Raw genomic sequence first — 22,932 nt, 5'->3', positions numbered from 1 at the left:
CGAATTAATTACGCTGCTGGTCTGGAAAGGGAATGAATTCTTCATCGTCCCCCGGCGGCAATTTAAATCGCCCATGCTCGAAGTCACCTTCCATCCACGCCTGCTTAGCAGCCGCTAGCTTTTCTCGGGAAGACGCCACGAAGTTCCAGGAGATATAGCGTGGTCCATTGAGCGTTTCGCCGCCGAGCAGCATTAGCCGAGCTCCGCTTTCGCCCGCGGTTACGGTGATGGGATCACCCGGACGGAACACCATCATTTGTCCCGCATCGAATGTATCCCCTGCAACACTAACGCTACCCGACGTTACATAGAGGCCACGATCTTCGTGACCATCGGGCAAAGGAAGCTTAGCGCCGGGCTGGAGGACTGCATCCGCATAGAACATCTCCGAAAAGGTCTGTACAGGCGCCTGTTCACCCCATGCCGTACCAAGAATCAAACGAACCTCTTTACCCTCACCTTTAAGCAGCGGCAATGTCTCCTGCCCATGATGCGCAAAGCTGGCGGGTTTATCTTCGTATGCTTCAGGCAATGCCACCCACGTCTGAATACCAAACAGGGAGTGCTTATTCTGACGTGTAGCGGGGCTAGTACGCTCGGAATGGGTCACGCCATTACCAGCAACCATCCAATTAACCGCCCCAGGATGAATCATCTGATTAGTCCCCAGACTGTCACGATGCTGGAACTCTCCCTGGTACAAGTAAGTGACCGTAGCAAGTCCAATATGGGGATGAGGACGAACATCGATACCATCCTCTCTAAGAAATTCAGCGGGGCCCATCTGATCGAAAAAAATAAATGGACCCACCATCTGGCGCTTGGGCGCGGGAAGCGCACGTCGTACTTCAAAGCCACCTAGGTCGTGTGCACGAGGAACGATCAGTGTTTCAATATCGTGTAGGTTGCCTGCGGAAGGACATTTGGGCTCAATATCGGGCATCCAGCTCATAGGAGTTTCTCCAGAAGTGAGAGGCAGGAAAGTGTCGAATACTCGTTAAGCGAGCACATAGCGTCCCTTGGTATCGCTGGTTTCATGTTCAATGGTAAAGGGGCTTGCAGGTGTATCAGACATCGCCTTCTCCTTCTTATATTGCACGTTACCCAGCCAAGGGCCTATTGCTATAACTTAATAGATATCAGCGAAACATCCATGACGCGACTAGACGCACCACACGGGGCATCACCACATAGACCACCAGCCCGACCACGCTGGCAGCAACAACACCGTGTCGAATACCCCATGTATTCAACCAGGGAAATAACGCGAAAAGCGGCCCCCAAAGAAACGGAACCAACATGGTGAGAGGCCAGATAACCGAGGTTGTAACAAGCCACTGCTTCCAGCGCACAGGCTGTTTGTTAACAGGTGCATTAGGTGGCGAGAACCAGTAATCGATACCGCTTTGAATCTGGATGACTTCCTCTTCCTGAAAGGCCGGTAACGCATCATTGATCAACGCCTTTCGTTCGGCAGACTCAAGCCATCTTCCGGCTTCAGCATGGGAGGCAAACCTAAGCGCTATTTCATAATCATGGTGCCCCTCAGCAGGACGAAGAATATGCACGCCAAGATGACCAGGATACTGACCCGCCACATGGATGATTTTTTTTAACCATGCTTCATACTCAGCCCGCGCATCGGGTTTCACGCGATGACATATCTTCAGTGTTATCGCACCGGACTCTTCGGGTGACTCTGCACTATGTTCAGGGGGCATGGCGGTATTCCATAATTGATGGACAACGGATTAATGCCATCCTTGCAAGCAATGACCAGGGGCCTACCTGCCCCCAGTCATTAGCATGGTTTACTTCTTATCAGAGGATTGTGTCAAAGTGCTGTAGCTATTCATTAAGTTGCGATAGTCGGGGATATGATTAGAAAAGAGCGCCCCTAGGCCTTCAATATCATTTCTCCAATCACGATGAAGTTCGCAGGCAGCACCAAACCAGGTCATTAACTGGGCACCGGCGCTACTCATGCGGTCCCAAGCAGCATCACGGGTAAGTTCGTTAAAGGTCCCCGATGCATCGGTGATCACGAACACATCAAACTCTTCTTCAAGTGCGGAAAGCGCCGGGAAAGCCACACACACTTCTGTCACCACGCCCGCAATAATCAGCTGTTTCTTACCCGTCGCCTTAACCGCTTTTACGAAGTCCTCGTTATCCCAGGCATTAATTTGTCCAGGGCGTGCGATGTAAGGCGCCTCTGGAAACATCTCTTTTAATTCAGGCACCAGCGGCCCATTAGGCCCATCTTCGAAGCTTGTGGTAAGAATTGTTGGCAGACCAAAGTATTTCGCCAAGTCAGCAAGCGCCAGTACGTTATTTTTGAACCGATCAGGGTCAATATCACGAACTAAGGACAACAGCCCAGTTTGGTGATCTACTAAAAGAACGGCAGCGTTATCTTTATCGAGACGAACATAGGGGTTAGCCATGACATACTCCTTTATCTATTAGCCTGAGTGGGCTTTTGGAAAACACAGATCCAACAGCTCTTGCGCATGCCATACAGAGTTTAGTAGTTCGCTGACTCGATGATTAGATAGAAAATTAAGACACAGCGTTGCATAGGGAGAACACATGACGCCCCCTAATCTGAATGATCTTTATTATTTTGTGAAGGTAGTCGACCATGGAGGGTTTTCTCCAGCGGGCCGTGCGCTGGGCATTGCCAAATCAAAATTAAGCAGACGAGTGGGAGAGTTAGAAAGTCAGCTTAACGTGCGCTTGTTGCACCGTTCTACCCGCCACCTAACACTCACTGATATTGGCCAACGCTACTACCAGCACTGCAAAGCCATGTTAGTGGAAGCTGAAGCGGCCCAGCAGTTCATCGAAGAAACCCAACAAGTGCCCTGCGGTACCATCCGCATCAGTTGTCCCACGGGGCTATTGAGCTTTCACGTGAGTGCAATACTGGCGGATTTCATGGTGCTCTACCCAGATGTCCTGATACATCTGGAAGGAACTAACCGCCGTATTGACCCGTTTGTTGAGGGATTTGATATTTCGCTCCGCGCCCGCCCCTTTCCTTTAGAAGATAGCGAGCTTGTTCTGAAGGTACTTTCGGATCGCGGGCAATGCTTGGTAGCAAGCCCAACACTGATTGAACAACACGGCATGCCATCAACGCCCAACGATCTTCGCAAACTGCCTAGCCTAAGCAGAGCAAGGCCAGAGGAAGCTCACGCTTGGCACCTTCAACGCGACGGTGAAGAGTGCCAAATTGAACATTCGCCACGGTTTATTACCACTGATATGACCGCACTTTATAGAGCAGCACTGGCTGGTGTTGGTGTGGTGCAACTTCCAAGTTTAATGCTAGGCGATTCGTTGGCCTCAAATAAGCTAGTGCAAGTAGTGCCTGAATGGGAGCCTCGACGGGAAGTTATTCATGCGGTTTATCCTTCCCGTCGAGGCTTGCTGCCCTCTGTTAGAGCACTGTTAGACTTTCTTGCCGAACGATACGCAGCCATTGGAATGGAACGCTAACACACGCATCAACGCTCCATTTCACCCAGCGCCTTGAGTTCTTCGTCATATAGCGCGACTAGTAGCAGCTCGCCGTGCTCGTTGACTCGAAACTGACCATAACGGGCGGGCTCAAAACGCTCAGCGTGGCCTTCCTGAAAGAAAAATGCATCCGTAGCAAAGCGCACGTTCCCATTGCGCAACCGGTAGCGTAAGCGTCTTTCGTCATCGCCTAGCGGCGTGCCATCATCCAAGCGTTGGAAGTGGGCGATTGATGCTTCATCCAAACGAACCACCACGCTGTCATTGGCTGCCGTTTGCATGGCATTTCCATCCGCCTCTTCGTGGCGATCAATTGCACGCTGCATACGAATACGGTTAGCCAAGGCAAAACTTAGCACCATGTAGTCACCCTGCATTAACGAGCGCGGATCAACCGGGGCAAGCTCCAAATAGACAATTTCACCTTCGGCTAAGTGATGCTCTTTCTGCCAAATGGCCCAGTTAACCACCGCTAGCACAACAGCAGTGGTCGCAATGACTATCCAGCGGTTTCGCTTCACGTTACGGCTCATTAGCATCTCCTAGCGGCGTGGGCTTATGCACTGTTAACCATCGGTTTAGCCACCAACGCTTCAGTACCCAGCGAATGGATAACAGCAACGCCCCCATTGCCAGCAACATGAGTGATTTCATCAACAGCGTCACCTCCAGCCAGTAGTAATAATTACTAGCCGCCATCAGTAGTAACAAAATACCGCTTCCCATCAGCACCCGGTGACCAAGCGTAAATCCGAGCAATAGTAAGGTAACCCCAGCGCCAAGCCCCGGCATATAAACTGATACCACCGCCACTAGCGCGACTGCGCCATAAATTACCAAGCGTTGCGCAATGGCAGGCTGAGAATGCTGACGAAATGCCTGATGAATAACGCACACTAAGGCCAGCGCGACCAAAGCAGTGCTCAGCCAACTGGCAAGCCATGGGTCAAACCACTGAGCGTCTGAATCGTAAAGCCAAGCAAACTGGTTAGAGTACGCCTGCCCTTGAAGCACCAACACTCCCATTAACAGACCAGCCCCCCATGCCTGAACCGCCCCTATGCGCCTTGGCCAACGACATTCATTCAACCAGAGCAGTGTCAGCACCAGCACCACCATGCCAATCGCCACCGGTGCCAGTCCATTGGCTGCTAGCGCCATCGTTAACGCTAAAGTTGCTAAAAACGCCGACATACTGCGGTGAACCTGGCTCGGCATGATCAGCGCCAGCACGCACTGCAGCGCCAGCAAACTCCACCATAGGCTGGCGGAAAAATCCCACCTCTCGACCGCTGGCCAGGCCACTAATAATTGCCCAGCTAAGCTAAACGCCAGCGCCATGTGCTCCAACACATCGCTTCGTGCGGCGCGCAGTAGCGCAAATGCCCCGCCAATCAGCAGGCCGCCTACGACAAGCGAAGCCACTGAGCTTTCCAGTACAAATACCACTGCCGTGGCAATAAAGCCCAACAAAAACAGCGCTGCTAACCAGCCGGAAAACGCCTGCAGAACCCGCACAAACCAGGGTGATTCCAGCGGCGCTGTAGATGAAGGCTCATTTAGCGCAATGCCAGCCTGAGTTAATCGCTGCTTTAACGTACTCATCGGCTGACTCATGACGCCTCCTCCGCGTTTAATCGCTTCAGCCACATCACCGCTGCCGCCCCCATGGCAAACACCGCGCCTGCCAGCAACAGCAAGCCGCCTTCATTCCACTGGCCTTCCCATAATACGTAGCGTGCAAGCAGCAATGTGACCACCGTAATCAGCGAGACGCAGCCCCCTGCCAACATAAATAGCTCAAGCCGCCACTGACGATAAACGCCATACAGCACTACCAACCACACGGGGTAAACCGCCACAATCGGTGTCAACGCATGCGTTTCCCCACTCACCCACGCCATCATCAATAGTGTTAGCGGCACGCCGCTACCCAACGCCAACAAACAAATTGCCCAACGTCCCGGCCAATTTCGGCGCTGCACGCCCCACTCCCACACGACTTGAGCCGCTAAGTTGATCAGCACCAGCCCCCATAAACCGGCGTTATCAGTAAACAACACGCTGCCTAAAATACCGCCCCAGGTGCTGCTATACAGCCACACGGATAGGTTCAAAAGCCCTATCCACGCTACCCAAAGTGCATCAAAGCGTGCTACCCATACCAACGGCAAAGTGAGCAGAGACCAGAGGAAAAACAGCTGCCATGGGTCTGCGCCAGTTTGGTAAACCTGACCCACCAGCGCCAGCAGTACTCCTATCAATAGAAACGCCGCGGCTAACGCCACGCGAAAAAGCATCACGCTCGCGCTACCCCACACCGCTATGCCTGCCGCCAACACCAACGCGGCCTGCACTAACGCAAAGCGCGGCAGGCGGCCCATGTCCGACCAATTGAAAGCCACGAAAAACAGCACCGCGCAGGCCAGTGCCAAGCCACCCAGCCACAGCAGCAGCCGGTCAATCAACAGCGCCCAGGCGTGGGGCGACGGGTGTAGTCCCGCCACTTTAACCGCTAACGGCACTTGTTCAGGAGGTATCACTCCCTGCTCAATTAACGACATGAGTTTACGGCGTGTAGTGGCCATGAGCGCTCTCCTTGCTGAAACACACTTGTTGAAATAAGGGGAAGCGTTATTACAAACATCGCTCTATCGTTAGAGTCCCCGTGACACATTTGTGAACTTTGCGCGATACACTCTTTATCACCCCGTGACCCAGCTGTGATGCTGAGCATCTAGGATAGGATTTGAACCTGCCAGGTCGGCAGGCTTAAATTTTGGGGAGACACCTCTATGAACAAGCTTACTACAGTCACTGCTATCTGCTTATTTAGCCTAATGGCAACGGCTAGCCACGCCGATGACATGATGTCCGAAGAGGGCATGATGGAAGATGACATGTCTCAGTCTATGGAGAGTGAGTCAATGGAAAAAAGTGACATGGCGATGGATGATATGTCCGACGCGATGGACGATTCCATGGACGGTTCTATGGACGGGGATATGCATGCTGACAGCATGTCTGACGATGGCATGGAAATGGAGAAAGACATGGAAATGGAGAAAGACATGGAAATGCAAGACGAGGACATGTAAGACGAGGACATACAAGCTTCTGCCACACTATTAATCTGAGCACTCAAAAGCTGGGATACCTATGACACGAAACGTACTGATTATTGAGGACAACCCGGGTATCGGTGAGCTCGTCCGCATGCATGTGGCCGAGCTTGGCATGAACCCCGTTCTTTGTGAACGGGGTGATACCGGGCTTGAACGTTTTCGTGAAGGCGGTATCGATCTAGTGATTCTCGACCTGATGCTGCCCGGCTTGGATGGGCTGTCGATTTGCCGCGAAATCCGCTCCGGCCCAGGTTACGTTCCGGTACTGATGCTAACCGCTAAAAGTACTGAGCTGGACCGGGTTCTAGGCCTGGAAATGGGGGCGGATGATTACCTCACTAAGCCTTTCAGTGTGGCTGAACTATCGGCAAGGGTGAAAGCCTTGTTCCGACGCGTAGATGCCATGGCATCTGCCACCGTCACGCAACCCAGCCAGCAAGAATTAATCACCGACGGGCTGCGCATTGATCCGCTGCGTCGGCGGGTGTTTATAAAAGATCAGCCCGTCGAACTCACTGCCCGGGAATTTGACCTGCTATGGCACTTTGCCAGCCACCCAGGTCGGGTATTCAGCCGTATCCAACTGCTCGACACTGTGTGGGGCTACAGCCACGAAGGTTACGAGCATACCGTCAATACCCATATCAACCGCTTACGGGGCAAGATCGAAGCAGACCCCGCTGACCCGGCGTTTATCCAAACCGTTTGGGGGGTGGGCTATCGCTTCCGCGAATAAGTTATGCTGAAAACACTCTATACTCGGCTAGCCTTAGGCTTGTTTCTGTTATTGCTCGTCGTCGGCCTGCTATATACCTTCATCAGCCTCTATTCGCTGCGTGAATACAACGCTTCGGTCAATCTGGCGTTACACCAGAATCTGGCCAAAAATCTAGTGTCAGACAGAAACCTAGTCAGCAACGGGCAGCTTGATAGTAGCGCCCTGGAAGAACTGTTCGCACTCTACATGGCCATTAATCCCAGCATCGAGATCTACCTGTTAGGGCTGGATGGCACCATTCTGTCTTATTCAGCAGATCCAGCGAAGATTAAACGCAAGCAAGTCTCGATGGCCCCCATACACAGGCTGATGGATGACACGAGCCTTTATCCGATACTCGGCGATGACCCCAGAAGTCACGATCGGCAGAAAGTCTTTTCCGTTACCCCAGTGCCAACAGCAGACAACCCCGAAGGATACCTTTATGTGGTGTTGCGGGGTGAAGAGTACGACGCGGCGGAAACCATGGCCCGTGGTGGCAAACTACTGGAAATGAGCGCCTGGGCGTTGCTGGTCAGCCTAACCGTGGCGATGCTCGCGGGGCTGACTATTTTCCGCCTGCTGACCCGCCGCCTGAGATCATTAACACGGCGAGTAGAAGCGTTCGAGAACAGCGACATGAGCCAGCCCCAACTCGACAACAGATGGCACGACAAACAGTCCGTGGTGCGTGATGAGATCGACTATCTGGACGTTACCTTCGACGACATGGCTCGCCGAATTGCCACCCAGATCGAACAACTGACAGAAAAAGATGCCCAGCGCCGTCGCTTGATCGCCCAGGTATCCCACGACCTGCGTACCCCACTAGCCTCCATGCAAGGCTATATCGAAAGCCTGAAATTAAGACGTGACCGTCTCAGCCCCCAAGAACAAGATCGCTTTCTCGACATTGCCCTCAAAGAGGGCCGTCGCTTAAGCCGCTTGGTGGATGAGCTCTTCGAGCTTGCTGCACTTGAGGCAAGAGAGAAACAGCCGGTGTCAGAACCCTTCCCGCTAGCGGAGCTGGTCCATGACGTGGTGCAGAAGCACGACCAAACTGCACGCGACAACCACTTGGCGCTAACGTTAAGTGGCAACCCAGCACTGCCAACCGCATACGCCGACCTAGCGATGACCGAACGTGTGCTGGACAACTTAATCAGCAACGCCATTGCCTACAGCCCCGCTGGCGGCCACATCGACGTTGTGCTTAGTCAAACGAATGGAGAACCACAGGTTTGCATACAAGACAGCGGCCCAGGCATTGCAGAACAGGATCTGCCGCATATCTTTGACCCGTTTTATCGTGGTGAAACCTCTAGTGGCGCCGGCCATGCCGGGCTAGGGCTGGCTATTGCGCGCAGAATCATGACGCTTCAGGGCGGTGATATCGGCGTCGAAAACCTAGCCAGTGGCGGGGCATCGTTCTGTATACGGTTACCCACCGCCCCCTCATCCGCCAACGTTATAAATACGTAATAACCTAGAGAGTTGGTTGTGATAACTCTCATGCAAACTGGTCACAGTAGTCACACCCTTTCCCCATAGCGAGTGGAGACACCACATGCTTATAAAGATTGCCAAACCGAGTGATTTACACGAATCCGATGTAACACCGGAATCTATTTACCTCTCCCGGCGGCGCTTTATGGGCGGCATGGCGGGTTTAGGCGCGGGGCTTGCCCTCTCCGGCCATGTCCGCGCCAGCGAAGATTATGCTGATGTGCCAGAAGGCGATGCCCCAGCCTGGCTGAGGGAAAAAATCAGCGACACCCAATGGCGAGCTATCACCCCCAGCGACCCTGATAAAGATAAAATCGCCCCTTTTGACGATGCCAGCGGCTACAACAACTTTTTTGAGTTTGGCACCGATAAACGCGATCCCGCCCGTCATGCAGGCAGCCTGGAAACCCAGCCCTGGAGCGTGGTGGTCGATGGTGAAGTGAATAACGGCGGGCGCTTTGCCCTAGAAGACTTCGCTAAGCCTGCGCAGTTTGAAGAGCGCATTTACCGCCTGCGCTGCGTAGAGGCGTGGTCGATGGTGATTCCCTGGCTTGGTATCCCCCTTGCGGAGGTGATTCGACGTGCCGATCCCACCAGCAAAGCCAAGTACGTGCGTTTTGAAACCCTGGTGGACCCAGAGCAAATGCCTGGCCAGCGCTCTTCGTTCTCGATAATCGACTGGCCTTATGTGGAAGGTTTACGCCTAGACGAGGCTATGAACCCGCTAACACTGCTCGCCATGGGCATGTATGGCCGTGAACTGCCCAACCAGAACGGCGCACCCTTGCGGCTGGTAGTGCCCTGGAAGTATGGCTTCAAAAGCATTAAATCGATTGTGCGTATCTCACTGGTGGAAGAGCAGCCGGTCAACTCCTGGCAGAAAATCGCCGCTGATGAGTATGGCTTCTACGCCAACGTTAACCCACAAGTTGACCACCCACGCTGGAGCCAAGCCACCGAGCGGCGGCTTCCCAACAGCCTGTTCAACGCTAATACCATTGATACCCAGATGTTTAACGGCTATGCCGACGAGGTCGCCGAGCTATATGCTGGCATGGATTTAAGGAAGCACTACTAATGGCTGCGCCACGGGTATGGTTACTGTGGCGGGTAGGCGTTTTCCTGGCGGCGCTCGCGCCGCTGGTGTTCTGGGGCTGGCAGGTAGCGATTAACGCCGCAGGCCCCGAGCCAGGCAATTATCTGCTGCTAAACATCGGCATTGGCGGGCTATGGATGCTGCTGCTCACGCTAAGCCTTACGCCGCTCACCAAGCTCACCCGCTGGAAAGGCTTTGCATTGATCCGCCGTCAGCTTGGTCTGTGGACACTCGCCTACGCCACCCTGCACATGCTCAGCTACGCGCTATTTATTCTAGGGCTTAACTGGGCACTGTTGGGTAGCGAGCTGGTCAAACGGCCCTACATCATTGTTGGCATGATCGCACTGATCGGCCTTGCCGTATTAGGGGCGACCTCTAACAAATGGTCGATGCGCCGTTTGGGTAAACGCTGGAAGCCGTTACACAAATTTGCCTACATCATTTTAGGGCTGGTACTGCTGCACTTCTTTTGGGTGGTGCGCGCCGACATGCAAGAGTGGGCCATGTATGCCGCCATTGCCGCGTTAGTCATGGCAACCCGCCTACCGCCCGTCGCGCGCACACTGCCCAAGTTGCGCTATCGATTGAGTCGTACTTAGGGCTTATAAGAGCTATCAACCGACGAAACCTAGCCAAGTACGCAGCGCAGATGCTTGCGATAGGCAGCTTTGTCACGCGCTACATCTGGCGCCTTCATTACGTCGTTGGCGATAAAGGTCGGCAACGCTTCTAAGCCGATAAATTCCTGAGACTTATGAAACGGGAAGTAGACACCATCCACACCGCGCCCTTCGAAGAAGTTATCCGGTTCATCGAACGCTTCCAAAGGCGCGTTCCAGGTTAACGACAACATATAGCGACGCCCCTGCAGCAGGCCACCACTGCCGTACTGCTTGGTCGGGTCTTGGCGGCTACGGCCATCGCTAGCGTAAAGCGAGCCGTGGCCTTCTGTGAACACCTCATCGATGTAGCGCTTCACAATCCAGGGCGCGCCCATCCACCAACCAGGCATTTGATACACAATCGTGTCCGCCCACAGGTAATTCTGCACCTCGGCCTTCAGATCATAGCCTTGATCAATCACCGTCTCGCGTATCTGATAGCCCATTTCCTGCAGAGTGCTTACCGCCACGCCGTGCAGCGTATTGTTGAGTTCACCGCCAGAGTGGGCAAACGCTTTACCGCCATTAATCAGCAGAATTTTCATTAATAAAACCCCTCATGATAGCCTGACACCCATGCTTATATTCTTTGGCATGGCGTTTAATGAGCGGTATTGTGAGTTCAAAACATGCGAAAAAATAGCGACGCTTCAGCAAGACACTTTTGATTTAAAATCAATAAATAGAGTATTCGCCATTAAGGCAACCGATAACGTTATGAACAGCACTCAATGAAAAGCACCCTTGAAGAACAACAGGCCTTTGTGACGGTCGTCGATAGCGGCTCAATCACCGGTGCTGCAGAACGGCTTGGCATTACGGTTTCTGGGGTTAGCCGTGCGCTCAACCGCCTGGAGCAAAAACTCGGCGCTACCCTGTTACGTAGAACCACGCGTCGCCTGGAACTGACCGAGGAGGGAGAAACATTCCTAAACCATTGCCGCCGTATTCTCGCCGCCGTGGAAGAAGCCGAAGAAGCGATGCTGAACCGCCACAACCAGCCCCAAGGCAGGTTACGGATCAACGCCGCTCCCAGCTTTATGCAGTTCGTGATTGTGCCGGTGATTGGCGAGTTCCGCGCACGCTACCCTGGTATTACGCTGGAACTCGACACCCACGACCGCTTTGTCGACCTATTGGAACAGCGGGTCGATTTGGCCATTCGCATTGGCAAGCTTGAAGATTCGTCGCTGCACGCCCGTCTCCTTGGCTACAGCCCGCTGCGCCTTCTGGCCAGCCCCGTCTACCTTAAACGCCACGGCACGCCGGAAAGCATCGACGACCTTCAAGATCACAGCTTGCTAGGCTTCAGCCAGCTCGATCATCTCAATCGCTGGCCACTGTGCCGCGCCGATGGCCAACCCTTGCATATCACCCCAACGCTGGCGGCCTCCAGCGGTAGCACGCTGCTTGAGCTAGCCCTTGGCGGGGAAGGTATTGTCTGCCTCGCCGACTTTATGACCATCACTCCCCGTCGCAACGGCACATTGGTGGATGTATTACCCGGCTGCATAGAAATGCAGACCCAAGCGGTCAATGCCGTGTACTACCGCCAAACCACGCTTTCACAGCGCACCCGGCTGTTTATGGAGTTTTTAGCTGAGCAACTGCCGGGGCGGTATTTGATCGCTTAAATCACTCAATTAGCCGCCCCGAGTGCCCAGAAGCTGTTTGAGAACCCGCGATTCCAGCACAAAGGGAACGGACATATGATCTTCGCCCTCCACGGTGTGAAAACTGCTACGCAAACCGTATGCCGACAATGCTTCAATCCGCTGGTATAGCTGGCTAGCATCCTGCTGGTTCTGCAGTGAGTCGTTATCGGCCACGGCCAATGACAAACTGTGATGGATAGCATTTACCTCTCCGGCTTCTACCTGCTGCCTGAAGTCGCGTTCATGCTTCAACAGGTAGCTATTGTTCCACCAGAGGCTGGGGCTGGCCGCGACAATGTGGTTAAACAGATCCGGCCGAGTAAATAAGGCATAAATCGCAAACATACCACCGAACGAGTGCCCATAAAGGCTCTGGTGATTAGCATCTACAGGGAAGCGCTCGGCGACCGCCGGCATTAGGCTATGCTCGATAAAATCCAGCAGTTCATCCTGTCCTCCTTGAGGTGGTTCGTTGTGTTCCTCGGCCACCGGCGGAGATAAATCGTAGGAGCGGCGCAAGAAGTTATGCGGCGCTTCACCCGGATAAGCAATACCAACGATAATGGCTTGGCGGAACTGCTCTTGTGCCCGCTTGGCCTCATGCAAAGAGGCGAAATAAGCGTTGCCATCCAACACATAGATCACCGGGTAACCGCCGCTGTAGGGCACCTCGCCTTCCGGTTTGCTGATCAGGATACGATAAGACGCCCCTTGCTCATTTTGCATTGCCCACTCAAGCGTCTGATCAAGGGTCACTTGACGTTCGGCCGTAACTGGCGACGCATGTGCATGCGTTGCTTGCCCTAAGACGGCCATTAAAGCCAGCCCGGTAAACACGAATATTCTGACGGATAATTGCATGACTAGTTGTCCCCGCGACGCTGCTGCTTAATCACCATTTGTATGAGAGGCTGCCAATCAGGCTGCGCCCGGCACCGCGATAGCAATAGATGCCCTCGCAGGAGATATGCTCTTCGTCCGTTACGTTAGTGGCGTTGAGGCTGGCACGAACTCCCTGAAAAGAGCCCGCGAAATCATAGTGAGCCGCCATATCAATCAGGCTGTATCCACCGTTTTTATTGCTGTTGGCGTTATCAATGTACTCACTCCCGGTGTAGCGCACGCCACCGGAAAGATGCAGTCGTTCCAACGCAGGAACGCGATAATCCACCCAAAGGGATGCCAGATGGCGTGGGGTATTCGCCAAGTCACTCCCCTCGTTGCCATCGTTATCTACGGTGATTTCGCTGCGGTTATAGTTGTAACTTGCGGTCATGCGCAGGTTATCGGTGACATTCCCAACAGCCTCAAGCTCCAACCCACGGGTGCGCACCTCTCCGGTTTGGATTTGAAACAGCGGATTGTCGAGATCGGTGGTTTTACGGTTGGTTTCATCAATCTGGTAGATCGCCGCAGTCAACATTGCGTTACTACCTGCTAGCTGGTATTTCACTCCCAGCTCAAACTGCTCACCCTCGGTGGGGTCAAAGTCATTGCCGCTGGCATCGGTGCCGCTCTCCGGCAAGAACGACTGCGCATAGCTAAAGTACGGTGATAGCCCTGAATCGAACGCATAAAGTGCGCCAAAACGCCAAGTGTTCTGCTCATCTTGGCTTTCGCTGGTAGTACCAGTGAGGTTGTTGCGAGTCTCGTCCTGCACCCAATCGCGACGCAGACCTGCGGTCAAACGCCAGTTATCGAGGTTAATCTGATCCTGTAAATAAAGGCCTCTACGATGGTTTTTACCACTGTCGTTGGTCCAAACGTTACTCGGCTGAGCGACAGGCTGACTATAATCCGGGTTGTCGATATCGATCGACGGCGCGCTGCCACCCGCATAAATAACATCGTTCTCAAAATAGGCGTAATCGACGCCTAACATCACCTGGTGCTCCACCGCGCCCTGATCTAAGGTCGCCATCAGCCGGGTGTCGGTGCTAAGCGACTCCATCTCTTCGTAAAGGCCGACACTGCTGCGGCTTAGTGTTGTACCGGCTAAGGTACCTGCGGAAAGGTACTGGTTAGTGGCATCTACCTGACCGTAGCGTACATTTTGCTGCAGCTGCAGTTGGTCACTCCAACGGTGGTTAAATTCATAGCCCAGTGCCCACTGCTGTTGATCCAGCTTGTCGTAGTCTTCATCGCCAGCCCAAAAATGGGTCAGGTTATCGCCGTCCTGATAAGGGCGCGGTGATGCGGAGGTCTGGCGCTCCTGGTACTGCGTAATAAAAGTAATGTCGGTACGTTCGCTCATCTGCCAATGGAGAGTGGGCGCCAGCAGGGTGACATCATTATCCACCTGTTCGATATCTGTTTGTGCATCGCGCATAACACCCACCAAGCGGTACTGCACATCGCTACCTATATCTCCTCCCACATCGAACTGGCCTTGCAGATGGTCATGACTGCCGACCTGCAACTGCACTTCCTTCGTCGCATCTACCTGCGGGCGTTTGCTGACCCGGTTCACCAGCCCACCGGGTGAAAGCTGACCATAGCGCATCGAATCGGGGCCTTTAACTACCTCAATGCGCTCCAGGTTATAGGGCACGGTGGAATAGTAAGAGAGCCAGCCACTATTGGGTTGGCGCAAGCCATCAAGAAAATCGCCATGATATACCGTCGGAAACCCCCTCACCGAGATCAAGTCAAAGCGCGGGTCCATCCCCGACGCTTCCACTCGAACCCCAGCCGTGTAAGCCACCGCCTGCTCTACGGACGACGGCTGGCGGTCACGAAGCTGCTCTTCGGTGACCACACTGACACTTTGCGCAAGCTCTATCAGCGGCGTATCGGTTTTGCTACCTGCCGAGGTGCTAAAGGCCAAATAACCATCACTATCGATTCGGTTGCCCACCACTTCCACGGTATCTAACACCATGTTCTCTGCGCTAGACGCTTTTTCCATGACATAGTCCGCAGGCCCCCGCTTGACCACTTTCAAACCACTGCCCTGCAGCAACTGGGCGAATCCCTCTTCCACACTATAACGTCCATGCAATCCAACGCTTTGCAGGTCTTCAGTGAGATAAGCAGAAAAAGACAACACAACGCCCGCATGACTAGCGAACTGGCTCAATACACTGCCCAGTGCTCCCGGTTCGATGTTGTATGCCTGTTGGCTAGCAGCCTGTTGCGACTGTCCGCCCGCTGTTTGCGCCTGTGCTGCCTGTAGGGGCAATAGCGCCATCGAACTCATCAGGGCGCAGCCCAGGGCGATGCCGCCAAGCGCACGCGTGGGTTTGCCATCATGGTGGTATCGAAGTGATATGAGTGTCTGCTTGGGATTAAAGGGTGTGGTCATCGTAATCTCGTCAATTCCAGAATCGGTTGCTTTATCTCTGGGTCGAACGAGATTGAAAAAGGGACAATAAATAATTCAACTTTTTATTCGCTAGGTTTTAGGGTTACCCAATATTGGGTCAAGCGGTCGACGCTAACCGGCAACGCATTGGCAATGGCTTGGAGCGCCCGGTCGATATCATCAATAGGGAAAGCGCCTGACACTCTCAACCCAGCAATAGAGGGGGCACAGCGCAGTACACCTGTGCGATACCGGCTCAGCTCTGCTACCAAACGGCTCAGTGGCCAGTCCACCGCCACCAGTAGACCGCGCGTCCAGCTATCCGCCTGGGCGTTGGCGGTGACGACTTCCACATTAATCGAGCTCATCTGCGCCTGCTGTCCGGCAACAAGACGTTGCGTCTCACCACCCGCCGACTGCGGGATCAACTCGACCTGATCTTCCATCACGGTAACCTGGGTCGACGTATCCAGCTTACGCACGGTAAACACGGTGCCCAACGGCACCACAGCGCCCTGCTCGGTATGCACTTGAAGCGTTTTGGCAGCAGTCACGTTTCCAGTTCCATCCCGCGTGCGAATAAAGATTTCGCCTGCATAAAGGCGAATCAACCGGGCAGTCGAGGTTTCCACTACATCCAGTGCGGTGGCGGTATTGAGCACCAGTTGCGTACCGTCCGCCAGCGTATATTGGCGCCGCTCTCCCCGTGCGGTACGGTGGCTGGCCATCCAGCTTTCCACAGGTGCCTGCTGCCAGGCCAACGAGCCCAGGGCACCTCCTACTGCCAACAAGGCAAAGCCGCGCAGCACGGCTCGTCGGCTATGACTCTGGCGTTGTTTGATCTGCAACGCATTGAGCGAAAGAGTGCCAGGCATCACCTGCAATTGCTGACGCAGTTTTTCCACCTGCTGCCAAGCCTGAACATGATCCGGATCTGCTTCCAACCAAGCATTATGTGCCTGTTTTTGCTGCTCAGTAACATCCTCCGAGCACAGCAGTGCGTACCAGCGGGCAGCCGCTCTGAGAGTATCTTTGCGGGCTGACTGGGTATCGCTCATAGCGATTCTTCGCACATCAACAGCAGACAATGTTCAGTCGCCTTAGCCATGTACTTTTTCACCGAGCTGACGGACACCCCCAAGCGTTCGGCGATCTCGGCATAACGCAGCCCTTCCAAATGGCAGAGCAAAAATGCTTGGCTTACCTTGTTGCCTAACCCTTCCAACATTTCATCAATCTGCAACAGGGTTTCCAGAATCAAGGCCTGCTCTTCTGGCGAGACAACCACCGGCTCAGGTTGCTGCTTCAAGGCTTCTAACCAGGCTTTTTCCAATGCATCCCGACGCACAAAGTCCACCCATACCCGGCGGGCGATGGTGGTCAGAAAGTTACGTGGCTCATGCAGTTTGCTAATTTGGGAGGAATTACTTGGGGAGGAGAGAATGCGCAGGAAGGTATCCTGAGCCAGATCAGCCGCCTGCCAGCTACAGCCCGTTTTGCGCTGCAGCCAACGCTGCAACCAGCCATGATGTGCATTATACATCTCGGCTAATGGCGTATTCTCAGCTGAAACAGGCATTCCCCCTCCGATAAACGATCAGCAAACGGAGAGACATTCTAATAACAGCCATTAGTTAATACAAATCATTATTATTTTCTTTAAGAATACTATTGCCCTCACTAGCAGCGACCCACTCATGAAAGGACCTCTCCTCGGCGTCGCTCCCCTTGAGGGCATAATAAACCAGCCGTAAGTGGCGCTCTTCATCAACGGTTAACGTCGTGTGCTCGAACGCCACCTCGCCCAGCTCCTCAAGGTAAAGATGACGCACTCCCTGGCAAGGGGCGTTGACCTCCTGGGTTTTCCACATCAGCTTAAACTCAGGCGAAACCTTGGTTAACTCTTCGACAAGCTCATCAATAGCGGGGTCTTGCGCCGCACGGGCAAAGTCGCGACGAAAGCTGGAGAGCATTTGGCTGACCTGCGCTTCCCAGGGTGATAAGCGCTGACGCATACCAGGGTCGGTAAATAACAGCCACAGCAGATTGCGACGCTCGGGCATATGGGATGAGAAGTTGAACAGCTTATCGGCGGCACCGTTCCACGCCAGCACATCCCAGCGTAAGTTAAGAATATACGCAGGTCGTGTCGGCAAATCGTCCATCAACGTTTGGATCAGCGGTGGCACGCTGCACCAGGTTTTGCCTAGCTCAGAGGGTAACCGCTGATGAGTCAGTAAGAACAAATGGCGTCGCTCAGCCGCATCCAACTTAAGCGCTTTGGCTAGATTGTCCAGAAAAGTCGCCGATACGCTAATATCGCGCCCCTGCTCCAACCAGGTATACCAAGTTAGTCCCACGCCCGCTAAGGCGGCGACTTCTTCGCGCCTTAACCCCGGCGTACGCCTTCGGCGGCCACGAGGCAGGCCCACCTCTTCTGGGGCGATTTTCTCTCGATGTTTACGTAGAAACTCAGCCAAGTCTTGCCGCGCTCGAGTCTGCGTCCGGGGAGCCGTCATTTTGTTACCTTTAATAACTTATCATTTTTAATAACTTTGCACTTTTAATAGCTTAGTACTTTTAGTAATAGCATAAACAGTTAAATTGTACCCCTCTTAAAGCCTCTCCAGAATAGCCCTTCGCTGGCAGAACGCCCGGTGATTTTTCGATCCTTAATTAACATGGAGAGCGTGATGGCTGACCAATCTCGTCTATCGGTATATCTAGTGGCACTGGGTGCTTTTGCGCTTGGGATGGCCTCTTATGTAACGGCAGGGCTCATTCCACTCATTGGAGATGCCTTTAGTGTCTCTGCTGCCACGGCTGCTCAGCTAGTCACGGCATTTACCTTAGCCTATGGCTTAGGCTCGCCTGTCGTTGTTGCCCTTCTGCCCGGTCATCATCAACGCGTGGGCTTATTACTGGCGCTAGCCGTGTTTATTGTGGCCAATATCGCCAGCGCCCTGGCCACCAGTTTTATATCCCTGGCAATATGGCGTGCGGTCGCTGGCGTTGGCGCAGGGGTTTATCTTGCGATGGGCATTGCCGCCTCTGCTGCTATCACACCCGAAGTAAATCGAGGCAAAGCCATTGCGATTATTATGGGCGGCATGGCGAGTGGTACTGTATTGGGTGTACCGATCTGTCTATTGCTGGCGGAACGTTTTGGCTGGGCGTCAGCGATGTGGCTTATTTCAGTACTCGGCATCATCGCCTATGCTGGGCTTCACGCCAAACTGCCTGCACTCCCCTCCATGCCGTCACTGCCGCTTGCCCGCAAACTGGCTATTTTGAAAGCCCCGCATGCCATGGCCATTCTGGCAGTTTCTTTATTGGGCGCCGTTGCCAGTTTGGGTATGTATACCTTTATCGCCCCTTTTATGGCGGCTACCGAGTCAGGCGCTGTTCAGTCGATTACCGGCTATTTATGGGTATGGGGGATTGGCGGCGTCGTGGGCAGTTTTCTGATTGGGCCTCTGGTGGACAGATTTATCGGCCCTGTGATTACCCTGGCAATTATGTTGCTGCTCTCTCTAGCGCTCATTGCTCTTCCTGTCACGGCGTCGGTTCACCCACTGCTGACGTTACTGCCTATTGCGCTTTGGGGTGCTGTGGGCTGGGCGCTGCAAGTGCCACAAAACAACGAGCTGATTCGTACGCGCCAACCCTACGGCGACGGTAACCTGGCGGTTGCCCTCAATGAATCAGCGCTCTATTTAGGCAGTGCGATAGGCGCTGCCAGCGGAGGCATTATATTGGCCCTCCAGCTTCCCGTTTCGACACTAGCGATGGGGGCGGGGATTGTCGCCGCGGTAGGTGCGGCAACCCAGCTAATCATCGTCATGCGCACGAAGCACTAGCTCAGTTCGTGCACGCCAAGTGGCATGAAGAGTGCCGCTTGGCGGTTGTGCATAGATCGGCCTCATGCTTAACACCTGAACAGCGCGTATTGCAATAAAGCAAGATTAGCTTACGCTTTCTATACTGCTGGTTATTGGCAGCGTCAGAAGTGGTCGCAAAACAACTGACCCTCCGAGAGTTAACGTACTCATATTGTTTCTCTTATTGTTCTCCAGCTATTCAAGGATATTATGGGTCTTCAGGAAATCGCTGTCGGTGGCATCCTTCTTAGCCCACTGCTGATCTATGCCCTTTTGGGCTTCATTGTCACGTTGGTGACCCGCACGCTGCTTCACTGGGTGCTGGGGCAGCATACGTTGTGGTACGCAGCGTGGTTCGACCTGTCGCTCTTCGTCATCCTTACGGCTGGCATTACCTGTGTATTTACTATCCTGCTCGGGGGTTCTTGATGCGCCATTCGCTCCGGCTGCTACTTACTCTGGTTATTGTCGCACTTGCTATTGCCGCCGGTACTTGGCTATGGCGTTACTATCTTTATACTCCCTGGACCCGCGACGCTCGTATTCATGCAGAGGTCGTTACGATTGCGCCTGATGTATCGGGTTGGGTGCATACGCTCAATGTCACCGATACCGATTACGTTACCCAGGGCGACGTACTGTTTGAGATTGATGACACCCGTTATCAAACGGCAGTCGACAGAGCCCAGGCCACGGTTGAACACCGTCAAGCAACGCTCGAACTCAGCCGCGCGGAAGAGAGCCGGCGGAACCAACTGCGTAGCAGTCGTGCGATTAGTGCAGAAGACCAGCAGGTTGCCCAAATCAACTCACGTATTGCTGCCGCTGATCTCAATCAATCCCAGGCCGACCTCATCAGTGCCCAGCTTGATCTAGAACGAACACAAGTAACCGCGCCGGTCAGCGGCCATGTGCTTAACGTGCAATTTGTGGCGGGTAACTACGTAAATCGCGGCACCTCGGTAATGGCACTGATCGCCGCCAACTCTTATTACGTGGTGGGCTATTTCGAAGAGACCAAAATGGCGTCGATCAACGTAGGCGACCCGGTCGAGATCATTCTAATGAACGGCGCCCCCCATCTGGATGGCCGGGTGGCGGGTATTGGCCGAGGCATTGCCGATAGCAACACCACCCTTAACCAGCAACTGCTACCGCAGGTGGCGCCAACGTTTAACTGGGTGCGCTTGGCACAGCGTATCCCAGTGCGCATTTCGTTAGATAACGTCCCTGACGACACGCTGCTTAGCGTCGGCATGACAGCAACGGTACGCGTCCACGCTGCCGAACAGCCTGAGTGATTCATGTCGCCGTTTGTTAATACCTACCTGACGCCCAATGCCACGGCGGTTAAGTTCGCTATCAAAACCACCTTGGCAATGATGCTGGCACTCTATGTGGCTCTCTGGTTCGACCTGGAAAGACCTTACTGGGCGCTAATGTCGGCTGCTTTTCTCCAGGTTCGACCGATGAGCGGCATGGTGATCGAAAAAGGCATCTGCCAGCTTAGCGGCACTTTTATCGGTGCCGTTGCAGGTATCGTGATAATGGCGCTGTTTGTCCAAGCGCGCATACCCGCGCTGATCGTATTGACGGCCTGGATTATGCTGTGCACGTATGTCGGTTCACTGTGGCGTAACAACTACACTTACGGCTGCCTGATGGCTGCCGTCACTGCGATGCTGATTGTGGTGATTTCCAGCGGCAGCACACCAGCGGGTATTTTCGATATCGCCGTGGCCCGGCTTTCCGAACTGGGGCTAGGTGCAGTCTGCGCGATGCTGGTCAGCTCGCTACTCTGGCCATCCCATGTGGGCACGCACCTTGCCACCCAGGCCGACAGCGTCATCAACGAAGCCTTCGAGCATGCCGCCCTGCGTTTGGAAGCCAGCAACGATATTCCAGCGATGCAGAAAGCTCTGCGGAGTAGCCTAGCGCCATTAACACTACTGGAAACCGATAGCCAAGCGGCCCGTTTTGAGGGCCCTGTCGGCCCCGGCCGAGTACGCGCCACCCACGTGCTAACGCGGCGTACGCTGCGCTTTTTCGCCAACCTCCAAGCACTTCATCAACTGATGTACGACCACGCCGATCGGCTCGACCCACAAAGTATCGAGCTTGCATGCCGGGTCGCTCAGGGCTTTCGTGAGGCAGAACACGTCAAGGGGGTCGCTAAAGCAAGAAAAGCACTCCAGGTGCTACGCCATCAGGTTCATGAAAGTGACCAGGAGAACAGCATCGCCCCGCTCGACCAGCGCCTTCGCTTGGGACTTCGCGAATCGATTGGCCATGCGCTGGTGATGCTCGACGCCCGCGAGGCAATTGCTTCACCGGGGCGCCATAAACTACGCTCATCGCCGCTAGCCTGGCACCGTGACCACCTTGCCGCCACTATTAACGCCATACGCTCGGGATTATTGTTTGCGCTACTGGCAACCTTCTGGATTGTTACCGCTTGGAATAGTGCCATGATCGCTATGATGCTGGGCACGTTGTTCTCAGCCTTCTTCGCCAGCCGCGAAAACCCAGTCGCTATCACGATGATGTTTTACAAAGGCATGTTGGCGGCGATTCCCAGCGCCTTTCTGTTCGGCCATGTACTGCTCTCCCAAGCCAATGGTTTTCCGATGCTAGCGATGCTGTTTGGCACGCCACTATTTTTAGGCTTACTGGGAGCCACGAACCCGGCCACCATGGGGTACTGTTTAGCCTTTGCTATTTTCAACATTCTGCTGACCATGCCTGGCAACGGCATGGATTTCACTTTCGACAGCTTCGCCAACCGGGTGGTGGCCGTGGTGATTGGGCTAACCTGCGTCGTTATGGCTTTTCGCCTACTGCCAGGGCCAGGTGCACGACTTAGGAGGCGGCGTCTGATTAAGGCAATTTCCCAGGATATCGATGGGCTACGCCGACGTTCGATTCGAGATGCTGAAACCCGCTTCAGCGGCCATATGGCCGACCGACTACTGCAGCTCGCTCAGCACGACGACATGCTCCCTGAGGACCAACGCCACCTGTTTATTTTAGGCCTGACAGGGCTCGATTTGGGCACCGCGATGTTACGCCTGCGTGACCGTCTCGACGATGCGCCGCATCCGTTAATCCGCCGAACGCACCAAGACCTGCTGCAGACGCTGGCCAACGGTTTTGCAGAGAGTGCCAACGGACGGCCGCCCCAAGGCATTCGCGAAGCCGGTCAGCAGTTGGAAGCGGCGATTGAGACCTACGGTGACATTCCCGCCGACCGTCTCGTGCTCATGAAAGGCTTGGTTGAACGACTCGAACTGGCCTTAGAGCGTCTTGCGCGCATTATGGCGGAGCGGCCAAAGATTAAGTCTATGCATAAAGCCACGAGCGCTCCCGTGCTAAAAAAATAAGTGTCCGCTCATGGAATTACCAGGGTAAAGCGCGAGTG

At 54.1% G+C, this 22,932-nt stretch carries 23 protein-coding genes; 11 read left to right on the top strand and 12 right to left on the bottom strand.

Features of this window, described 5'->3' with window-relative positions; genetic code table 11:
- Window positions 1-4: 4 nt before the first annotated feature.
- The 3 genes from NF683_RS11420 to ycaC all read right to left on the bottom strand — a co-directional run bounded on the left by NF683_RS11420 (window position 5) and on the right by ycaC (window position 2,447).
- The gene (locus NF683_RS11420; RefSeq protein WP_253920043.1) at window positions 5-952 is read right to left on the bottom strand and encodes a pirin family protein; all 948 of its coding nucleotides are present in this window, start codon (window positions 950-952) and stop codon (window positions 5-7) included.
- A gap of 187 nt (window positions 953-1,139) precedes the next feature.
- On the bottom strand, window positions 1,140-1,721 hold the full coding sequence (locus NF683_RS11415; protein WP_253920042.1) for an antibiotic biosynthesis monooxygenase: 582 nt from the start codon (window positions 1,719-1,721) through the stop codon (window positions 1,140-1,142).
- A gap of 90 nt (window positions 1,722-1,811) precedes the next feature.
- The gene (gene ycaC, locus NF683_RS11410; protein WP_193060975.1) at window positions 1,812-2,447 is read right to left on the bottom strand and encodes an isochorismate family cysteine hydrolase YcaC; all 636 of its coding nucleotides are present in this window, start codon (window positions 2,445-2,447) and stop codon (window positions 1,812-1,814) included.
- 145 nt (window positions 2,448-2,592) lie between these two features.
- Here ycaC and NF683_RS11405 point away from each other — a divergent pair, with 145 nt between their 5' ends.
- Window positions 2,593-3,504, top strand: coding sequence for a LysR family transcriptional regulator (locus tag NF683_RS11405; protein WP_089038993.1), 912 nt, complete (start codon window positions 2,593-2,595; stop codon window positions 3,502-3,504).
- Window positions 3,505-3,512: 8 nt separating this feature from the next.
- On the opposite strand, the gene NF683_RS11400 is transcribed toward NF683_RS11405, so the two are convergent.
- From NF683_RS11400 to NF683_RS11390, 3 genes are read right to left on the bottom strand one after another with little or no spacing between them, the layout of a single operon-like run.
- On the bottom strand, window positions 3,513-4,058 hold the full coding sequence (locus NF683_RS11400; protein ID WP_089038994.1) for a GDYXXLXY domain-containing protein: 546 nt from the start codon (window positions 4,056-4,058) through the stop codon (window positions 3,513-3,515).
- Complete coding sequence (locus tag NF683_RS11395) at window positions 4,048-5,142, bottom strand: DUF4401 domain-containing protein (RefSeq protein ID WP_253920041.1); 1,095 nt, start codon at window positions 5,140-5,142, stop codon at window positions 4,048-4,050. Before NF683_RS11395 ends, NF683_RS11400 begins: the two co-directional genes overlap by 11 nt.
- On the bottom strand, window positions 5,139-6,113 hold the full coding sequence (locus NF683_RS11390) for a DUF2157 domain-containing protein (RefSeq protein WP_253920040.1): 975 nt from the start codon (window positions 6,111-6,113) through the stop codon (window positions 5,139-5,141). Before NF683_RS11390 ends, NF683_RS11395 begins: the two co-directional genes overlap by 4 nt.
- Before the next feature lie 207 nt (window positions 6,114-6,320).
- Between NF683_RS11390 and NF683_RS11385 the strand changes: the two genes are divergently transcribed.
- From NF683_RS11385 to msrQ, 5 genes are all read left to right on the top strand, one after another.
- Window positions 6,321-6,623 carry a hypothetical protein gene (locus NF683_RS11385; RefSeq protein ID WP_253920039.1) on the top strand — a complete coding sequence of 101 codons (303 nt, stop codon included), beginning with the start codon at window positions 6,321-6,323 and terminating at the stop codon, window positions 6,621-6,623.
- Window positions 6,624-6,684: 61 nt separating this feature from the next.
- Window positions 6,685-7,386, top strand: a complete 702-nt coding sequence (locus NF683_RS11380; RefSeq protein ID WP_253920038.1) for a response regulator transcription factor — start codon at window positions 6,685-6,687, stop codon at window positions 7,384-7,386.
- A 3-nt stretch (window positions 7,387-7,389) separates the two neighbouring features.
- Window positions 7,390-8,889: a sensor histidine kinase gene (locus tag NF683_RS11375; RefSeq protein ID WP_253920037.1), complete on the top strand. Its 1,500-nt coding sequence runs from the start codon at window positions 7,390-7,392 to the stop codon at window positions 8,887-8,889.
- A gap of 85 nt (window positions 8,890-8,974) precedes the next feature.
- Window positions 8,975-9,991 (top strand): protein-methionine-sulfoxide reductase catalytic subunit MsrP, encoded by a 1,017-nt coding sequence (msrP, locus tag NF683_RS11370; RefSeq protein ID WP_253920036.1) that lies wholly within the window; start codon window positions 8,975-8,977, stop codon window positions 9,989-9,991.
- Window positions 9,991-10,611 carry a protein-methionine-sulfoxide reductase heme-binding subunit MsrQ gene (msrQ, locus tag NF683_RS11365; RefSeq protein ID WP_089039001.1) on the top strand — a complete coding sequence of 207 codons (621 nt, stop codon included), beginning with the start codon at window positions 9,991-9,993 and terminating at the stop codon, window positions 10,609-10,611. Before msrP ends, msrQ begins: the two co-directional genes overlap by 1 nt.
- Before the next feature lie 29 nt (window positions 10,612-10,640).
- Here the strand turns inward: msrQ and NF683_RS11360 are convergent, their stop codons facing one another.
- A complete protein-coding gene (locus NF683_RS11360) occupies window positions 10,641-11,219 on the bottom strand; it encodes an NAD(P)H-dependent oxidoreductase (RefSeq protein ID WP_253920035.1) in 579 nt (192 codons plus the stop codon).
- A 186-nt stretch (window positions 11,220-11,405) separates the two neighbouring features.
- Here NF683_RS11360 and NF683_RS11355 point away from each other — a divergent pair, with 186 nt between their 5' ends.
- Window positions 11,406-12,308: a LysR family transcriptional regulator gene (locus NF683_RS11355; protein ID WP_253920034.1), complete on the top strand. Its 903-nt coding sequence runs from the start codon at window positions 11,406-11,408 to the stop codon at window positions 12,306-12,308.
- A 9-nt stretch (window positions 12,309-12,317) separates the two neighbouring features.
- On the opposite strand, the gene NF683_RS11350 is transcribed toward NF683_RS11355, so the two are convergent.
- The 5 genes from NF683_RS11350 to NF683_RS11330 form a co-directional block, all read right to left on the bottom strand.
- Complete coding sequence (locus NF683_RS11350) at window positions 12,318-13,190, bottom strand: alpha/beta hydrolase (protein ID WP_253920033.1); 873 nt, start codon at window positions 13,188-13,190, stop codon at window positions 12,318-12,320.
- 31 nt (window positions 13,191-13,221) lie between these two features.
- Window positions 13,222-15,633: a TonB-dependent siderophore receptor gene (locus NF683_RS11345; RefSeq protein WP_253920032.1), complete on the bottom strand. Its 2,412-nt coding sequence runs from the start codon at window positions 15,631-15,633 to the stop codon at window positions 13,222-13,224.
- Window positions 15,634-15,716: 83 nt separating this feature from the next.
- Entirely contained in the window at window positions 15,717-16,691 is a 975-nt protein-coding gene (locus NF683_RS11340) for a FecR domain-containing protein (protein WP_089039005.1), read from the bottom strand.
- On the bottom strand, window positions 16,688-17,212 hold the full coding sequence (locus tag NF683_RS11335) for a sigma-70 family RNA polymerase sigma factor (protein WP_089039006.1): 525 nt from the start codon (window positions 17,210-17,212) through the stop codon (window positions 16,688-16,690). The genes NF683_RS11340 and NF683_RS11335 overlap by 4 nt, the downstream gene beginning before the upstream one ends.
- A 55-nt stretch (window positions 17,213-17,267) precedes the next feature.
- Window positions 17,268-18,152 carry a helix-turn-helix transcriptional regulator gene (locus NF683_RS11330; RefSeq protein ID WP_253920031.1) on the bottom strand — a complete coding sequence of 295 codons (885 nt, stop codon included), beginning with the start codon at window positions 18,150-18,152 and terminating at the stop codon, window positions 17,268-17,270.
- Between the two features lie 174 nt (window positions 18,153-18,326).
- On the opposite strand from NF683_RS11330, the gene NF683_RS11325 reads away from it, so the two are divergent.
- From NF683_RS11325 to NF683_RS11310, 4 genes are all read left to right on the top strand, one after another.
- A complete protein-coding gene (locus NF683_RS11325; protein WP_253920030.1) occupies window positions 18,327-19,493 on the top strand; it encodes an MFS transporter in 1,167 nt (388 codons plus the stop codon).
- Window positions 19,494-19,724: 231 nt separating this feature from the next.
- Window positions 19,725-19,943 (top strand): DUF1656 domain-containing protein, encoded by a 219-nt coding sequence (locus NF683_RS11320; RefSeq protein ID WP_193068032.1) that lies wholly within the window; start codon window positions 19,725-19,727, stop codon window positions 19,941-19,943.
- Complete coding sequence (locus NF683_RS11315) at window positions 19,943-20,815, top strand: efflux RND transporter periplasmic adaptor subunit (protein ID WP_089039010.1); 873 nt, start codon at window positions 19,943-19,945, stop codon at window positions 20,813-20,815. The genes NF683_RS11320 and NF683_RS11315 overlap by 1 nt, the downstream gene beginning before the upstream one ends.
- 3 nt (window positions 20,816-20,818) lie before the next feature.
- The gene (locus NF683_RS11310) at window positions 20,819-22,894 is read left to right on the top strand and encodes an FUSC family protein (RefSeq protein WP_253920029.1); all 2,076 of its coding nucleotides are present in this window, start codon (window positions 20,819-20,821) and stop codon (window positions 22,892-22,894) included.
- Window positions 22,895-22,932 lie beyond the last annotated feature (38 nt).

Origin of the sequence: Halomonas sp. MS1 (assembly GCF_024182575.1) — a bacterium.
Lineage (GTDB): Bacteria > Pseudomonadota > Gammaproteobacteria > Pseudomonadales > Halomonadaceae > Vreelandella.
The sequence above is the reverse complement of the archived record's forward strand: the minus strand, read 5'-3'. Positions and strand labels throughout refer to the sequence as shown.

Bases quoted from the DNA above. Each gene is read 5' to 3' on its own strand.
- NF683_RS11405 (WP_089038993.1), top strand. From the start codon at position 2,593: ATGACGCCCCCTAATCTGAATGATCTTTATTATTTTGTGAAGGTAGTC.
- NF683_RS11415 (WP_253920042.1), bottom strand. From the start codon at position 1,721: ATGCCCCCTGAACATAGTGCAGAGTCACCCGAAGAGTCCGGTGCGATA.
- NF683_RS11310 (WP_253920029.1), top strand. From the start codon at position 20,819: ATGTCGCCGTTTGTTAATACCTACCTGACGCCCAATGCCACGGCGGTT.
- NF683_RS11395 (WP_253920041.1), bottom strand. From the start codon at position 5,142: ATGAGTCAGCCGATGAGTACGTTAAAGCAGCGATTAACTCAGGCTGGC.
- NF683_RS11340 (WP_089039005.1), bottom strand. From the start codon at position 16,691: ATGAGCGATACCCAGTCAGCCCGCAAAGATACTCTCAGAGCGGCTGCC.
- ycaC (WP_193060975.1), bottom strand. From the start codon at position 2,447: ATGGCTAACCCCTATGTTCGTCTCGATAAAGATAACGCTGCCGTTCTT.
- NF683_RS11330 (WP_253920031.1), bottom strand. From the start codon at position 18,152: ATGACGGCTCCCCGGACGCAGACTCGAGCGCGGCAAGACTTGGCTGAG.
- NF683_RS11355 (WP_253920034.1), top strand. From the start codon at position 11,406: ATGAAAAGCACCCTTGAAGAACAACAGGCCTTTGTGACGGTCGTCGAT.
- NF683_RS11385 (WP_253920039.1), top strand. From the start codon at position 6,321: ATGAACAAGCTTACTACAGTCACTGCTATCTGCTTATTTAGCCTAATG.
- NF683_RS11380 (WP_253920038.1), top strand. From the start codon at position 6,685: ATGACACGAAACGTACTGATTATTGAGGACAACCCGGGTATCGGTGAG.
- NF683_RS11390 (WP_253920040.1), bottom strand. From the start codon at position 6,113: ATGGCCACTACACGCCGTAAACTCATGTCGTTAATTGAGCAGGGAGTG.
- NF683_RS11400 (WP_089038994.1), bottom strand. From the start codon at position 4,058: ATGAGCCGTAACGTGAAGCGAAACCGCTGGATAGTCATTGCGACCACT.
- NF683_RS11360 (WP_253920035.1), bottom strand. From the start codon at position 11,219: ATGAAAATTCTGCTGATTAATGGCGGTAAAGCGTTTGCCCACTCTGGC.
- NF683_RS11350 (WP_253920033.1), bottom strand. From the start codon at position 13,190: ATGCAATTATCCGTCAGAATATTCGTGTTTACCGGGCTGGCTTTAATG.
- NF683_RS11335 (WP_089039006.1), bottom strand. From the start codon at position 17,212: ATGCCTGTTTCAGCTGAGAATACGCCATTAGCCGAGATGTATAATGCA.
- NF683_RS11325 (WP_253920030.1), top strand. From the start codon at position 18,327: ATGGCTGACCAATCTCGTCTATCGGTATATCTAGTGGCACTGGGTGCT.
- msrP (WP_253920036.1), top strand. From the start codon at position 8,975: ATGCTTATAAAGATTGCCAAACCGAGTGATTTACACGAATCCGATGTA.
- NF683_RS11315 (WP_089039010.1), top strand. From the start codon at position 19,943: ATGCGCCATTCGCTCCGGCTGCTACTTACTCTGGTTATTGTCGCACTT.
- NF683_RS11320 (WP_193068032.1), top strand. From the start codon at position 19,725: ATGGGTCTTCAGGAAATCGCTGTCGGTGGCATCCTTCTTAGCCCACTG.
- NF683_RS11375 (WP_253920037.1), top strand. From the start codon at position 7,390: ATGCTGAAAACACTCTATACTCGGCTAGCCTTAGGCTTGTTTCTGTTA.
- NF683_RS11345 (WP_253920032.1), bottom strand. From the start codon at position 15,633: ATGACCACACCCTTTAATCCCAAGCAGACACTCATATCACTTCGATAC.
- NF683_RS11420 (WP_253920043.1), bottom strand. From the start codon at position 952: ATGAGCTGGATGCCCGATATTGAGCCCAAATGTCCTTCCGCAGGCAAC.
- msrQ (WP_089039001.1), top strand. From the start codon at position 9,991: ATGGCTGCGCCACGGGTATGGTTACTGTGGCGGGTAGGCGTTTTCCTG.